The following is a 13,194-nucleotide window of genomic DNA, read 5'->3' on the forward strand; positions in this document are numbered from 1 at the left end:
AAGACCGACCTCCACCCCTAGGTTAGATGTGACGAAGGAATGAAAGGGCTTAGACCCGTTGAGACATGGGAGAGAGAATCGCTAAGGCGAAGTGGAGACGTGCGCATATGGAATAATATAGGTGGTTGATGCCTCACCTTTGTTTTCGCATGCCCTTGCTACGATCCCCAAGTCACCGGCTACTACAAGTCTTCTTCCCTCACATTTACCATAGGGTGAAATCCTGCGAATTCATGAGTCTGAGTGAGGAAACTTAATCATTTTGAGGGAGTTTAATAACCACTAAGGATAGATGAATTCGATTTTTTATTTGTTGCGCCGATTTCCTATAACGTTCTTTTATCTACGAACCCTCACTGGTCTTAAGGGAGTGACAGGCCGCGACGTGGTTAGGCACAGGTTTGTCTAGCTGACCCCATTTCTCCGAAACCGATTCGGATCAACCTCAATAAGATCTTACATTGTCTGTTTAGTCATCAAAAAATCTTGAATTTGTTTCATATGGTAGCTTTCATGAGATATAAAGAATTCTGTTAAGTATGTTCCAATAGTGAATCCCCGATCTCCCGGGTAAACTACAGAAAATTGATTATCTTCCAGCTTCATTAAATTATTTATCATTATTTGGCGATTCTTAATTGTTTCTTCGATGATTTCTTTCTTATTTCTCCCCTCTCCATAAATAATGGATTGTTCATTAAATCCTAAATAGTCCGGATGTTCTCTTAATTCAGGAGATTTACTTTTTAATAAATTTGGGAATGTGACGTTATTAAAATAATCATCCCATTTCATGATATGGGTAATAACATCATGAATTCTCCATTTCCCTTCACCAAGGGGTGAAAACCATATTTCATCCTTTACGTTATCTAAAGATTCTACGAACGATACAAATTCATCTAATTCAGAAATTAATTGTAGTCTCATTTTCTTTCCCCTTTGTAAATTCATCCAGGGAAATTATACCACACCACAAGAATGTATGTTCTCTTTTATATTCTAAATCTTCTTTTATGCACTTGCACTGGTATCAGTATTCATGACATCAATCTCCCTTGGATAGCGCTTCTATCTTAGGATAATCGATGTGTCCAGCTGCTCTCGCTTCTCTGCATCTCAGTTGCCAGTCGGAAACTCTTCAGCCGCCAACCGGATCGAGGGGCGAATGCACCAATCGTGAGTCACGCTTTCCTCAATGAAAATAGAATATAGATCGATTCAATTTCATGGAATTCTTCCAAAACCCACGAGGTTTTAGTTAAAATTCGCTGCAATCCCTCCAGCCCAAGATAGCGGATTTGCACGCCAATAAACTCTGTAAATCCAAGGTATCCCGGATTTACATGCGCCGATCGAAAATTAAGGAACCCGTGACCCGGGCATCTGCTGGGGAGGTGGTAAACAAATGGTTTAGATTCTCAATGATATCTGAATCCGAACCTTACTCAAATAGCCCGCCCTCCGATGAACAGAACTGAATCCATCCAGCTCGTTCCAAACTCAACTTCAGCAGTTCCTCTGGTTGGCTCCAGTCATAATGAATGATATTGAGGGTAATGTCCAGACCATAGAAGCGTTCCCCCGGCTGCTTCAGAACATCGATGCATCGTTTTGCGAAATTGGGTCCGTAGGTATCGATATCTAATATGTTGATTTCAATCTTCCGTCCCTTGAGTAATTCCGGATCCGATTCCTGAATTAGAATCAGAGTGTTGATACTGTCGGTTGCCGCACCTCCAGCGATATTGAAGAAGCAAAGGTTCCGTTCAGGGAATTGTTTGAGTTGGGGCTGCAAAATTTTCGATTGGTGCCGGCAAAGATCCCTCAGCCTGATCCGCAGCCCCATGAAAGAGGTTTGCTTCACCGCCCATTTGTCCCGGAAGCCTAATTTTATCCCCCCGCTTAACTCGGGACCAAGTTTGTACACCAGGGTACGCATACCGCTAAGATATGAATTGTCAACACTCGACATTTTCACAAATATGTTCTGAATAAAGCGAGGCATCTTCTTTAATGATTCAATACTCCGGGCTGACTTGAGACAGTTCAAATGATACGCCTGTTCATCAATACTTGCGTTGAAAAGGGGATGAGTAATATCCAGTATAGGTAATTGAGTTTCATTCTCGAAAACTGCATAGGGAATGCGCTGATCTTGATTTGCCTTCATCATTTTCAACCCCATCTCACTTGAAAGACGATTTGAATCTAACGAAAACCCACAGCGAGCGTTGATCTTCCTTTAGAATTCAAAGGGACTCTGAACTCGAAATAGAAATTAATCCTTAGACTCCTTGAACGTCAATTATTACTTCGTTTGGTAACGCCACTTAATTTCCGATAACGTTGTCGCGGCTGATGATTTTCATACTGTGATGGCTGATAGCCACGGTCGCGCTCCTTTCCATGCAATCGGCACAATGTTTTTCTGTGGTATTTAATAACAAGTTCGCGTTTGCTAAAATAGCGTGGTTTTGGGAGGATAGTATGAACGAATTAGAGCAAATTGAACAGAAGTACAATTTTACGTACCCGAAACTATATAGACAGTTGTATTTAGACGGTATGTTGGATTCGGGCGGAGAATATGGGCAGGATTGGAACGCAAAGTATTATGCCAAATTAGCCCAAAACCCGCCTATGCTGTTTTTCGGCTTTGACTTTGAGTTGCTGAAATGGAACAGCATCGTTGAAGAAATCGAAGCATTCAAAGACCCTGACGATTATCGTCAGACGAAACCAGAGTTTCAGTTTGTTCCATTTGGTCGACAAAAAAACGGAGATTTGTATGTGTTCCAATTTGATAGACAAAACGGTGAGGATGTACCTGTTACGTTGGTTTATCACGATGATATTACCGCTGTTGTTTTGGCGAAAAATTTACAGGATTTTATTTTTCGGGACTTGCTTGAAGATTTAACGAATATGAAGTATTCCCATACAGCAAGTGGCGATTTAAAAGTCAATTCTGCCAACCTATTAAGAACACACCGAAAGTATTTGAAGCATAGTCAAGTTGAAAAGTTGGAAGAAATATATGCTAGAGATGTTTTTGAATACATAGAAACGACCTCAACTGGGCACGAATTGCCACTGGAAGGGTTAATCTCAAACGTTGAATTAGAACAGGTGTTAAAACAGGAGATTAGTTTCGACGCGCTCGACAACGAGTTTGAGTATTGCAATTCATAGACACGCACAAGACGTCAGCACGTCTACAGGCTGACGTCTTCACTTTGTCTTTTCGATTTGGATTTCTGATACATCCATAAACATAGAAATGCTGTTCCGAATTGATTAGCGCAGGGGGAACAGTGCTTTCTTAAAGCCTTTTCATAATATCTTTCTTCTTCAGACCATTCTTTTTAGCTTTTGCATGCCAAAAAGAGTGTGTCGCTGCAAATCGCCAGGCAAAGCGTGGGAAATTTGGACTGAACAGCAAGGAATCATCACTCCCCTGCGAATGTATATTTTTTGCCAGTCTCTCCATTGCCCTTCCTAGATTTTTTAAAGGGCCCTGGCCAAGTGGTACCTTTTCGATAAAACCCATCATTTCACCAGCGCCTTGCCCGATTCCTTGTCCAAAATGAAGGCCGGATCGTATGCACCAATTTTTGATGATTTCAAGAGCAATGCAAGTTTGCTTCCCCTCATAAAATCCATTGTTTACAAGAGCATAAACGTAAATTTCCTTTTTCCGTTCTGCTTTCATATACCCTTCAAGAGTAGTCAGCATCCCTAATAAATGCGACGGTATTGCATCGAAGTATAGAGGAAATGCAAAAATTAATGTATCCATGTGGCAAAGCTCGATGTATTGCTTATCGGTAAGCGGTTTTTTATTCATGTTATAGTTTGTTATTTCATGCTCGGAAATTATTAAGGGTTCAAGTGCTTTGAGCATCCTGCCCGAATTGCTCTTTCCTAACTTGGGGCTTCCATTTATCATAGCGATTCTCATTATATAACCCCCTTGATTGTTTGCAAGCTGTTATGGAAATACATCTTGTTTCCTATGGAATTTAAGTTCACGCTATTCGCCGCAACCAGAGCTTGTGCGGTTTCCTTTTCTGCGTTGGTTATGTCACTGCCATAAAAATGAACCGATAGAGTGAATTTGTTATCATACCGGAATCGGTGATGGGTTTCTCCATTTTTGATTGCAAAATAAGGCAGAAGATATGGTAAGCTCCTATCCACAATATTGCACACAAAGGGGCTGTAGCTCCCATAAACACATTTACTAATGATAACCAGCTCATGGCATTTTGAAAGAAGTTCGCCCATATTGTCATAACCATCCTTTATAACGCATTCTCCCGGTGTTCTGACCCAGCATCCGAAGCAACCAATGCATTTACGGATTGTTCCATTATCTGATATAACCGTTACGTCTGTATTTTGTGTATTTTGGTTATCATACAGCGCTATGAATTCTTGTTGATTCAAATCATGTATAATCATTTTCATCATTCTATCTCCTTAATACAATTGTTTATAAAAACATGAATCCAGTCCCCGGAATATCGGATACCCTGATTGGTAAGCAGTGAGGCTATGCCGTGTACCATTGACCAAAGAACAATCAATTTTTCGGAATAAGCTTCCTCTGGCAATCCTATGCTGTGAAACATTTGATACGCCGTTGTCCTGAATAAAGCAAATGGCGGATAATCATTGGCGTTATCATTGTCCAAATCAATGGTTAATCCTGAGTGATAGAAAAGAAACTGAAAATATTGCGGATTTTCAATAAAAAAAGAAATATAAGCCTGCCCTAGCAGCGAGGTTGCTTCGAGACTGTTTTCCTGTCCACGAATTGATGTACGCATCTTATCCATAAATCGCTCCGTTACATGCTCGCCCATAGCATATATCAGCTCGTCTATATCTTTAAAATGACTGTATGGTGCGGCATGACTGACGTTGCATTTCGCTGCGACCTTACGCAGGGAAAAACCTTTTAACCCATCTTCATTAATAAGCCCTATACCAGCTTCGATAAGTTTATTTCGCAAATCACCGTGATGATATCGTTTTTCTTTCATTTGATATATACTTCCTTTCATATAACTTGACACTGTAAAGATCATAATAAACAATCTTTACAGTGTCAAGTTGAACTTTCGAATCCCTCTTTCACTTCCTCACGTATTAATTTCCGATAATGTACATCTATTCACGAAAAGCCCCAGCCTTAGATAGCTCTTCAGGCTGGGGCTTTTGTTGATGTTGCGTCTTAATGCTAAATCAAACGTTTTTCGTAAAACACAATTGTCATTTTATCGTTAATTTGCACTAATTCCCCTGTCTTTTGATAACCTAATTTTTCATAGAGATAACAATTCCCCTGCTCTTGTAATATGGTATCCAATTCCCAAATTCGCGCATCGTTGTATATATCTTCGATTATAGAAAATACCTTGTGTGCAATTCCTTTCCCTTGATGCTCAGGCAAAATAAATATTGGGCTGACGCGATAGATTTTATTCTCTTTCCTTACAATTCTAATTGCACCTATTGAAATATTTGAACTTTTTATAATGTAATAATCCGTAAACGATTGATTTAATCGATCAATTATTCGTTCCACAGATTCATAAGCAGGGCTGGTTTCATAATCTTGATATTTATGTAACAGCGGCATAAATGCTTTGATTTGCATTTCGTGAATCATCGTTGCTTCATTAAGGCCTGATTTGATTAACGTGATGTCCATTTTATTACTCCCTCCAGATGCAAACTTATGACGTTACCTTTTTCGGTTTCCAGCAATTGCGTATAACGCCACCGACTTAAGGCGACAAAGTTGCCGGGTGCGATGCGCTTAGTTATCAATTATATTATTTTCGTCTTGTTCTTTTTTTTGTGCTCTTCTTTGTTCCCGTGCTTTATAATAACGAATTACATAATTTATTTCTCTCTTCTCATCTTTTGGAATACTGATCCATTGGGATTCACTTTTAATATTATATTCAAATTTCGCTTGTCCCTTGGCATTTGGAATAGTACCGTGAAACGTATCACCTGCGAAATTCCCATCTACATCATATCTATATAAGCTAAATCCATCAGATTTTTCTATCAGCAATACGAATTTTGCATTTGGGAGCGATCTAGCACTACTTGAATCTCCACTTATTTCTGGTGGAAACCCAATAAAATGCTTTGTTTTTGGTTCTACATCTTGTTTTAAAATAGCAAATTGTCTTAACATCAATGCCTCCAAGAGTTAAATAAAATCGAGCAACGTACATTGCGATGCTAGTAACGATGTTATATGGTGTCGGGGCCTACTTCAAAATCTTTAATAATATACGTTTAAAAAACGAGTCTGACAACTAGTTACCGTTGCATTTTTTGAGATTTTCTATTCATTTAGAATCTTTAAATTTCTTCAACTCATACCAACATATTATCAAGAATAAGATACTACCTGGTAAAAACGTAATAAAATATATCCATTTAGGTGCAAGTCCTGTCGGAGACAAAATACCTCCACACATTATAATGAAACTAACTAAGGATCGAAGCCGAAAGTCTTCCTCTATATTCATTCTTCAACATTCCCATTATCACCAAGGACTCATAATTTTCTTCTGATTTAATACATTCCCTTAACAAGCCTTCTACCTTAAATCCGGCCCACTCATATACGTGTCTTGCTCTATTATTATGTTCTTTAACATCCAACCAAAGCCTATGCGCTTTAAGATGATTAAACACGTATTCTTGTATCAGCTTCATTGTTTCCTTCCCATAACCTTTACCCTTTTCACCTATATTAATTCTAACTAATTCAATACAACCATTTTGATTGGATAGTCCTGATAATATGAAATACCCAATCTTCTGACTATTTGAGTTCTCTACAATCATATATATAAAATCATCGCTTCCCAATGCATCCTGGTGTTTATCCCTGGTCCAAGAAATAATATATTTCTTGCTATCTGGATGTTTTTCTAATGAGATAATGAAGTCTAAGTCCTCTATTCTGGCTCTCCTAAATTGAATGTTTTTCGATCTCATTAAGTACTCTAAGGTCAAATCATATCCTCCTCCTATCATATTTAGTAGCTCTTGCACAAGTTTTCACACTGAACCTTCTTCGATTTGCTCAATCAGACTCATCAATTCCAAGAGATCGGACAGTTCTGCAGTCGGGTTCACCTTCATCTGCTTCAACATTTCTTTATCGGATCGATAAGCTATAAACCTTATCCCTGCGCTAATAGATGCCTTTCCATCTATCCATGAATCGCCTATAGAGAGCCATTCATTCGCTGAGTTCTTAAATTCATCCAACACTCGCAAATATCCATCCGGTGAAGGCTTCAATGATTTCATTAACTCCCTACCAATAATGAAATCAAAATATTCATAAATACCATTATCTCTTAATGCGATTTCTGCAGCTTCAACAGAATTATTTGTTACAATTGCAAGGTGATATCTACCTTGAAGTTTATTAAGGATCTCCACTGCACCGGGCTCCAAATCAGCCCCCTGCATTCCACACACTTCATGCTTCTTCGCAATATCCCACATTTCATTCAGTAACTCTTCAGTCATTCGATTCGTTTGTATTGCTTCCTCAACAATTGTTGATGTTGTATGGTAATCAAGATTATATCCAGCGGGTAGGATCTCTTTCGATACGAGAAAATGATAGGTTTCATACTTCATGGCTTGGAAGTCAATTTTTGAGCTTAAAATCGTATTATCCATATCAAATACAATGCCTTTTAATTGATGCCTCATAGGATACCTCATTTACAAAGATGTGTTCTTAAAAAATCAATCACATTTTCAAAGGCGCTTTGAACTTGTAGTTCACTAAAGTTATGATCAAAAACATGATCCGCTCCTTTTATAGTTATTAACTTTGTAGCTACTCCCTTTTCCTTTAACTTCTTGTGCATTAATACTGATTGTTCGTAGGGAACATCTGTATCTTGATCACCATGAAGCAATAATGTTGGGGGAAAATCTACCGTTATATTATTGATTGGGTTATATTGAATTAATTTAGTAAGATCATGTTCATTATTGATTCCCGTTACTTCTTTTAACCAGACACCGTGCTGTCGGCAATATAAATAATAATTAAATCGTTCCCATTGGCCATTCGTAACTTCACGATCCCCGACATGCTGACAGGCTGCCTCCTTATTTATAGTCGGTTTCTGACAGTAGTATTCACTTGGTTTAGATAACCATTCCCCAAGGATATCCCCATAACCATAAAATGAAACGATCACTTTAGGTCTAATATCCATTGTTCCAATTAATAAGCTGAGATAGCCACCAGCTGAACTACCCATAACTGCAATATTATTTACATCGAAATCAAACCATTCGATTGCTTTCGTTCTTACCCAAGTAATTGCGTCCTTTATATCTTCTATGATATCCTCAAATCCAGTTTCAGGAGCAAGTCGGTAATCAACGCTGACTATACTAAAGCCAGATCGTCTGAAATATTCAATCTGATCTGAGGATAACCATGATCTTGCTCCAAAAATTAACGCTCCTCCATGGATATACAAGATCACAGGAGAATTTCTACCCTGATAATAAATATCTGCACTTATAGAACAATTATTTACTTCTTTATAGATCTTCGTATCTTTCAAGACTTATTCCTCCTTTCGTTATTACCGAGCATTTCAGCTAGCGTTTCTGTATTCGTAAAACGCCCCAGCCGATAACTCTTATCTTAGGCTGGAGCGTTTGTTGTCTGATTATCTTCCATGATTATACATCTAACAACCAAGAGACGTCACTGTCCCATATTCTTTGATTAAGAAACTTTCGTTCCAATGATCATCTTTATACGTTCTCGTTCTTCGTTCTTATCCAGGTACTCAAAAAATCCAAGGCGATTCCCCCAAGGATCTGTAAAGGTTCCCCATTTGACCGGAACCTCTGGTTTTGAGTAAATTTCAAAATCATCTATTTCTAACAGCTCAATTAATCTATCTTTTTCAGCTTCAATATTCGTTGTTCCTAAACGTAATGGTCCATTTCCTTCAGTAGGTATTCCTTCTGCAATCTGTAACCAACATCCGGGAATCAGTTCCCACTCCGCAAACCCTTCATGTGGAATAAAATCAGGCTTTCTATGTAAGAGCGTTTCATACCACTTCTGTCCTTCTTCGATATTCGATACCCGAAATTGAGTAGTCATCTCAAAAATCATTGTTAGCTCCCTCCCAAATTAATTGTTCTGACAATATTAGGCCCTTAGTATTTCTTTTTTCATTATCAGTAAATCTTCAAAAATAGGTCTTTGTACTGTACTAATGTTTGAAATGTCGATTTCTTCTAACGCTTTAAATTCAAGTCTTAAAGATTCCTTGTTAGGATCACTGAATTTTACGGTATTTCCATCATTCCCTATCTTCCCATTGAGATCTACCAGTGCATTGAATATAAACATTACAAATACGACTTCATTCCCATCGGGATACCGATACTGCATTCTAGGTCCACTATATACCCCGTAAAGTTCATTTTTACAAACTTCTAAACCTGTTTCTTCAAGAACTTCTCGTTTCATTGTTTCTTCAATCGTTTCTCCTGGCTCCATTCCCCCACCCGGTAAACCCCAATCCCCATAATCAGAACGCATTTGAAGTAATATTCTGTTATCTTTGTCCCGAATTATGGCTCCTCCTGTTACTATGATTCTCATCTTTGAACTTTCCTCTCAATTTTGTTTTATGGTTTGCGCTAGTTTCATAGTTAGGTATTCGCGACGCCTCACTACCTTAAGGACGAAGTCGGCCGAATAAATTTTTTGCCATATGTACTTCATACTCATTTCTATCAAATTCTTTATAAGAAATTGCATCGTGCCAGGAATTTGTCGTTTCTAACACAATTCTCTTGAATCCTTTAGCTATTGCTCTTCTTTCAAGCTCTTTTAACATTTTTTGAGCTAATCCATGTCTTCGGTATTCTTTTTGTACCGACATTCTAACAATTCTCCCTGTATCAACCTCTTCACGAATTAATGCACCAGTGCAAATAACTTTTGTATTTATTCTGCCAACTAAAAAGTGATTTCCCCTACTACTATAATTAAGGACGATTTCATTGAGATCTTGATTTAATGATTCATCCAACGATCCAAATCTCTCCTTTAGTCCAGCTAAAACAATACGTTTAGCATCTTCTTGTGTGTCTTTACTTACTTCTTCGATTACAAGAGTTTGATAAACTTCTTTCAAATTGAGATCTCCATCCTTGAACTGCTTAAATTGACTACAGCCAAACCAAGGGTCGAATGATCCAAAGCATGAATATTGTGTTAGACGAACCCACTCTGACTCCGCTTTCAATTTCATTTGCTATTCATTTAATTGAATTGCTCCCCACATGTTCCCATTGAGATCTACGAATTTAAGAACCCATCCGAATCCTTCATCTTTATAAAAAGTAATTTCAGCTCCAATTTCTTTCAGATAATCATGGAACTGATGAATTTGCTTGGTGTTGTAGAGCAATACAGGCATCTCTTGTCCATTAAATATGAAGTTAGCACTTGTTATTTCATTGGTTTCCCACAACATTAACATTGGCCCTTCTTCCAATGTTAAAAAGGCATGATGCTGCTCTTTAGATTTCCCTGATAATTTGAATCCAAGGTGCGATACATACCACTCAATTGATTCATCCAAGTCTTTGACTGGAATTTGCATGTGTTCTAATTTTGTTAGAAAAGCATCGCTCATCCTCTTCACTCCTAAAATGAATAATTTCAAACTCTTTGTGATTTTATCTAACTTTTTGTATTCACGAAACGCCCCAGCCCTAGAAAGCTCATATCTTAGGGTGGGGCGTTTGTTGTCTGACCGACTTCCATGATTATACATCCGATACTCTACTCATTATAATTCATATTCCTGTATATCCTTTTTAAGTATCCTGAACGCTTTGTTACTTGGAACAATTAGATAGCTTTAAATATTCATGCTTCAAAATACTCATCATTATACGATCTACATATTGGCCATTTTTATAGACTTCGTCTCTTAGTATGCCATCCTTCTTGAAACCAGCCTTTTCATAAGTCCGAATAGCACCAGGATTATCAGCATCTACCGTCAAATACACCTTATGAAGGTTTAAACGCTCGAACGCAAAACCCAGGACAACACCTGTCACTTCTGTAGCGTACCCTTGCCCCCATACCGTTTTGTCCCCAATCCAAATACCAAATTCAGCATGCTTGGACCAAGGATGGATGTTAAACAATTGGGTACTGCCAATCGCGATGCAGTCTTCTTTTATTATGGTAAAATAGACAGCTGATAGATCTGTTTGTGCGTACCTCCGTGTACCTGGATTGGTACATATTTTAGCCCACAATTATCCGAAGTAAAGCCACGTCCACCTAAGACTCAACTGTAGTTATATTTTACCTTTTTTACATCTGCGTACAAGCGTTCCTATATTGGAAATAAAAAAAACAAATCCGACTCTATCATTCCCTCGAATATCGATTTTCGATCTCTTGTTTAAATACTTCTATTGGCCTGGAGTAATTAATCGGTTTATAAAAACTATCATTATTCCATTTATTTAGCTCAATATAATTTGCAAAATCGAAACTTATATTCTGCATTATTAACACTACGTCATTCATTGTGCTTATTACACTTCTGTTATTTGTGGTTGTAAATATAATATCTGCACAATCATTTATATATTGATTTATTCTTGCCTCATCAAGGTTTTCACTAATTAAATAGTCGGTTAATTCTTTCAAAAAGATATTTTTTAGGTTTTTATATTGAGTACTCCTTACTCCTACTATCGTCAAACTAAGTCTCGATAAATCATTCATAAAGATAAGGTACTTTCTCCTATTTACTACAACTACATTCGCATGCCAGCTAAAAAAAGAATCAGAACTGTCTATTTTTGTTATTGTTCTTTCCATTTTCAAGTCTTGTAATAATTTTTTAGTCCCTCGGATCACAAGCACAAAAATCACCTCTATTTTTGGTTTTAATAAAATCTTTGCAGGTGGTTTCGTCTAACGTCTCTGTATTCATGAACCCCGACGGGGTTGCCTGCCGAAATGCCTCTCCGAAATCCAGTTCTGCAGACCAAGGCTCCGTTAGGAGCCGCTGCATAAATATTAGAGATGTCTGCACATCACTGAATTAATTTCAATGCCTATTTAACATTAAGCACACTATTATCTATCGCCATCAATTACTTCTAGTATCGCAAAATAATATATACTTTACAAAATAATAGGTTTGTAGCTCATTGCTTTATCGACTATCTCTTCTGGGCTATACTCGATATCACTCCAAAATATTAAATCTGAGACATGAGGATCTGGCACATTACTTTCAAGTAAATTCATCATCTCATCTATTTCGTGCTCTGTTCCTTCACAATTCATAATTTTTCTTACGAGAATAATCAATTCATCTCTACTTAGTTTTTTGTTCATTCTTTACCTCTCAAATAAAAAGTTCTCTATTGGGTGATATTCTTTCAGAAATCCTTTTATTTTGTCTTCTCCAAAATAAAAACCCTTAAGCTGTGTATCAAAAAATTTCTTTAATTCTTCTTGATTAATTGAATAAACAACCTGGCTTTTTTTCAGATCTGTTCTCGTTATATATATCTTTTCAAGATCGTATTGAATTCGTATCTCTTTATTGATCTTTAATTTAAACACAATCCCTGCATTAATGCTTCTATTTGAAGGTATTTGGTTCAACTCTATAATTTCTGATTCAGGTACGGAATTAATCCAGTTTGCAATATTTTCAACTTCGTCTTGCCCTAATTTAATATCTACCCAATTGATGAATGCACCAGATCCTTCTTTTGTATATACCGCCTTGGACATCTCAGTACTTGCGATTTGTTTTATTTGAATCTCCTTTGTGATATTGTTCGAATCAACAAACCAGAGATATATTCCCCCTAATAGAACAATGGGAATAATAATTGCTTTTAGACTATTCAATGGGATCTTAATTGCATATCCCCCCCAATTCATACTAACGTTCCTGTATTCAGGACGTCCGATGAAGTCAGATGTGTTCGTAAATCCAGCTTCCCTGCCAAATGCTTCTGCGGCCAAGGGGCGAATGCCCCGTGAATATAATGTTATATGTAGTTGCCTCTGCTTTGAAAGCAAGCTTCCAAAATTCA

19 protein-coding genes are annotated in these 13,194 nt (G+C 37.5%); 1 reads left to right on the top strand and 18 read right to left on the bottom strand.

Features of this window, described 5'->3' with window-relative positions; genetic code table 11:
- Positions 1 to 456: 456 nt before the first annotated feature.
- Together BP95_RS0100005 and BP95_RS29260 are read right to left on the bottom strand one after the other, a co-directional pair.
- On the bottom strand, positions 457 to 930 hold the full coding sequence (locus BP95_RS0100005; protein ID WP_028531131.1) for a DinB family protein: 474 nt from the start codon (positions 928 to 930) through the stop codon (positions 457 to 459).
- Between the two features lie 514 nt (positions 931 to 1,444).
- Positions 1,445 to 2,176, bottom strand: a complete 732-nt coding sequence (locus BP95_RS29260) for a hypothetical protein (RefSeq protein ID WP_231515016.1) — start codon at positions 2,174 to 2,176, stop codon at positions 1,445 to 1,447.
- Between the two features lie 314 nt (positions 2,177 to 2,490).
- Here BP95_RS29260 and BP95_RS0100015 point away from each other — a divergent pair, with 314 nt between their 5' ends.
- Entirely contained in the window at positions 2,491 to 3,195 is a 705-nt protein-coding gene (locus BP95_RS0100015; RefSeq protein WP_028531132.1) for an SMI1/KNR4 family protein, read from the top strand.
- A gap of 130 nt (positions 3,196 to 3,325) precedes the next feature.
- Here the strand turns inward: BP95_RS0100015 and BP95_RS0100020 are convergent, their stop codons facing one another.
- From BP95_RS0100020 to BP95_RS29270, 16 genes are all read right to left on the bottom strand, one after another.
- Positions 3,326 to 3,964 carry a flavodoxin family protein gene (locus BP95_RS0100020; protein ID WP_028531133.1) on the bottom strand — a complete coding sequence of 213 codons (639 nt, stop codon included), beginning with the start codon at positions 3,962 to 3,964 and terminating at the stop codon, positions 3,326 to 3,328.
- Complete coding sequence (locus BP95_RS0100025; protein ID WP_036666467.1) at positions 3,964 to 4,476, bottom strand: hypothetical protein; 513 nt, start codon at positions 4,474 to 4,476, stop codon at positions 3,964 to 3,966. Before BP95_RS0100025 ends, BP95_RS0100020 begins: the two co-directional genes overlap by 1 nt.
- Positions 4,473 to 5,051: a TetR/AcrR family transcriptional regulator gene (locus tag BP95_RS0100030; RefSeq protein WP_028531135.1), complete on the bottom strand. Its 579-nt coding sequence runs from the start codon at positions 5,049 to 5,051 to the stop codon at positions 4,473 to 4,475. Before BP95_RS0100030 ends, BP95_RS0100025 begins: the two co-directional genes overlap by 4 nt.
- Positions 5,052 to 5,248: 197 nt before the next feature.
- On the bottom strand, positions 5,249 to 5,722 hold the full coding sequence (locus BP95_RS0100035) for a GNAT family N-acetyltransferase (RefSeq protein WP_028531136.1): 474 nt from the start codon (positions 5,720 to 5,722) through the stop codon (positions 5,249 to 5,251).
- Positions 5,723 to 5,830: 108 nt separating this feature from the next.
- Entirely contained in the window at positions 5,831 to 6,220 is a 390-nt protein-coding gene (locus BP95_RS0100040; RefSeq protein ID WP_028531137.1) for a hypothetical protein, read from the bottom strand.
- A gap of 299 nt (positions 6,221 to 6,519) precedes the next feature.
- Positions 6,520 to 7,074, bottom strand: coding sequence for a GNAT family N-acetyltransferase (locus BP95_RS0100045; RefSeq protein WP_051613953.1), 555 nt, complete (start codon positions 7,072 to 7,074; stop codon positions 6,520 to 6,522).
- A gap of 24 nt (positions 7,075 to 7,098) precedes the next feature.
- The gene (locus tag BP95_RS0100050; RefSeq protein ID WP_028531139.1) at positions 7,099 to 7,767 is read right to left on the bottom strand and encodes an HAD family hydrolase; all 669 of its coding nucleotides are present in this window, start codon (positions 7,765 to 7,767) and stop codon (positions 7,099 to 7,101) included.
- Positions 7,768 to 7,775: 8 nt separating this feature from the next.
- Positions 7,776 to 8,642 (bottom strand): alpha/beta hydrolase, encoded by an 867-nt coding sequence (locus BP95_RS0100055; RefSeq protein ID WP_028531140.1) that lies wholly within the window; start codon positions 8,640 to 8,642, stop codon positions 7,776 to 7,778.
- A gap of 167 nt (positions 8,643 to 8,809) precedes the next feature.
- The gene (locus BP95_RS0100060; protein ID WP_028531141.1) at positions 8,810 to 9,208 is read right to left on the bottom strand and encodes a VOC family protein; all 399 of its coding nucleotides are present in this window, start codon (positions 9,206 to 9,208) and stop codon (positions 8,810 to 8,812) included.
- A gap of 36 nt (positions 9,209 to 9,244) precedes the next feature.
- The gene (locus tag BP95_RS0100065) at positions 9,245 to 9,703 is read right to left on the bottom strand and encodes an NUDIX domain-containing protein (protein WP_028531142.1); all 459 of its coding nucleotides are present in this window, start codon (positions 9,701 to 9,703) and stop codon (positions 9,245 to 9,247) included.
- A gap of 76 nt (positions 9,704 to 9,779) precedes the next feature.
- Positions 9,780 to 10,241 (bottom strand): GNAT family N-acetyltransferase, encoded by a 462-nt coding sequence (locus BP95_RS0100070; RefSeq protein ID WP_028531143.1) that lies wholly within the window; start codon positions 10,239 to 10,241, stop codon positions 9,780 to 9,782.
- Positions 10,242 to 10,361: 120 nt separating this feature from the next.
- Positions 10,362 to 10,745, bottom strand: coding sequence for a VOC family protein (locus tag BP95_RS0100075; protein WP_028531144.1), 384 nt, complete (start codon positions 10,743 to 10,745; stop codon positions 10,362 to 10,364).
- Positions 10,746 to 10,950: 205 nt separating this feature from the next.
- Positions 10,951 to 11,382 (bottom strand): GNAT family N-acetyltransferase, encoded by a 432-nt coding sequence (locus BP95_RS29265; protein WP_231515017.1) that lies wholly within the window; start codon positions 11,380 to 11,382, stop codon positions 10,951 to 10,953.
- A 115-nt stretch (positions 11,383 to 11,497) separates the two neighbouring features.
- Positions 11,498 to 11,995, bottom strand: coding sequence for a DUF6933 domain-containing protein (locus BP95_RS0100085; RefSeq protein WP_139170652.1), 498 nt, complete (start codon positions 11,993 to 11,995; stop codon positions 11,498 to 11,500).
- A 270-nt stretch (positions 11,996 to 12,265) separates the two neighbouring features.
- The gene (locus tag BP95_RS0100090) at positions 12,266 to 12,481 is read right to left on the bottom strand and encodes a bacteriocin immunity protein (protein ID WP_028531146.1); all 216 of its coding nucleotides are present in this window, start codon (positions 12,479 to 12,481) and stop codon (positions 12,266 to 12,268) included.
- 3 nt (positions 12,482 to 12,484) lie between these two features.
- Positions 12,485 to 13,123: a hypothetical protein gene (locus tag BP95_RS29270; RefSeq protein WP_231515018.1), complete on the bottom strand. Its 639-nt coding sequence runs from the start codon at positions 13,121 to 13,123 to the stop codon at positions 12,485 to 12,487.
- Positions 13,124 to 13,194 lie beyond the last annotated feature (71 nt).

The organism is Paenibacillus sp. UNC217MF, from assembly GCF_000686865.1.
Taxonomy (GTDB): Bacteria; Bacillota; Bacilli; order Paenibacillales; family Paenibacillaceae; genus Paenibacillus_B; species Paenibacillus_B suaedae.

Excerpts from the sequence above, each read along its gene's own strand:
- BP95_RS0100090 (WP_028531146.1), bottom strand. The coding sequence starts at position 12,481 with ATGAACAAAAAACTAAGTAGAGATGAATTGATTATTCTCGTAAGAAAA.
- BP95_RS0100035 (WP_028531136.1), bottom strand. The coding sequence starts at position 5,722 with ATGGACATCACGTTAATCAAATCAGGCCTTAATGAAGCAACGATGATT.
- BP95_RS0100060 (WP_028531141.1), bottom strand. The coding sequence starts at position 9,208 with ATGATTTTTGAGATGACTACTCAATTTCGGGTATCGAATATCGAAGAA.
- BP95_RS0100025 (WP_036666467.1), bottom strand. The coding sequence starts at position 4,476 with ATGATGAAAATGATTATACATGATTTGAATCAACAAGAATTCATAGCG.
- BP95_RS0100005 (WP_028531131.1), bottom strand. The coding sequence starts at position 930 with ATGAGACTACAATTAATTTCTGAATTAGATGAATTTGTATCGTTCGTA.
- BP95_RS0100075 (WP_028531144.1), bottom strand. The coding sequence starts at position 10,745 with ATGAGCGATGCTTTTCTAACAAAATTAGAACACATGCAAATTCCAGTC.
- BP95_RS0100050 (WP_028531139.1), bottom strand. The coding sequence starts at position 7,767 with ATGAGGCATCAATTAAAAGGCATTGTATTTGATATGGATAATACGATT.
- BP95_RS0100040 (WP_028531137.1), bottom strand. The coding sequence starts at position 6,220 with ATGTTAAGACAATTTGCTATTTTAAAACAAGATGTAGAACCAAAAACA.
- BP95_RS0100030 (WP_028531135.1), bottom strand. The coding sequence starts at position 5,051 with ATGAAAGAAAAACGATATCATCACGGTGATTTGCGAAATAAACTTATC.
- BP95_RS0100065 (WP_028531142.1), bottom strand. The coding sequence starts at position 9,703 with ATGAGAATCATAGTAACAGGAGGAGCCATAATTCGGGACAAAGATAAC.
- BP95_RS0100020 (WP_028531133.1), bottom strand. The coding sequence starts at position 3,964 with ATGAGAATCGCTATGATAAATGGAAGCCCCAAGTTAGGAAAGAGCAAT.
- BP95_RS29260 (WP_231515016.1), bottom strand. The coding sequence starts at position 2,176 with ATGATGAAGGCAAATCAAGATCAGCGCATTCCCTATGCAGTTTTCGAG.
- BP95_RS0100015 (WP_028531132.1), top strand. The coding sequence starts at position 2,491 with ATGAACGAATTAGAGCAAATTGAACAGAAGTACAATTTTACGTACCCG.
- BP95_RS0100045 (WP_051613953.1), bottom strand. The coding sequence starts at position 7,074 with ATGATAGGAGGAGGATATGATTTGACCTTAGAGTACTTAATGAGATCG.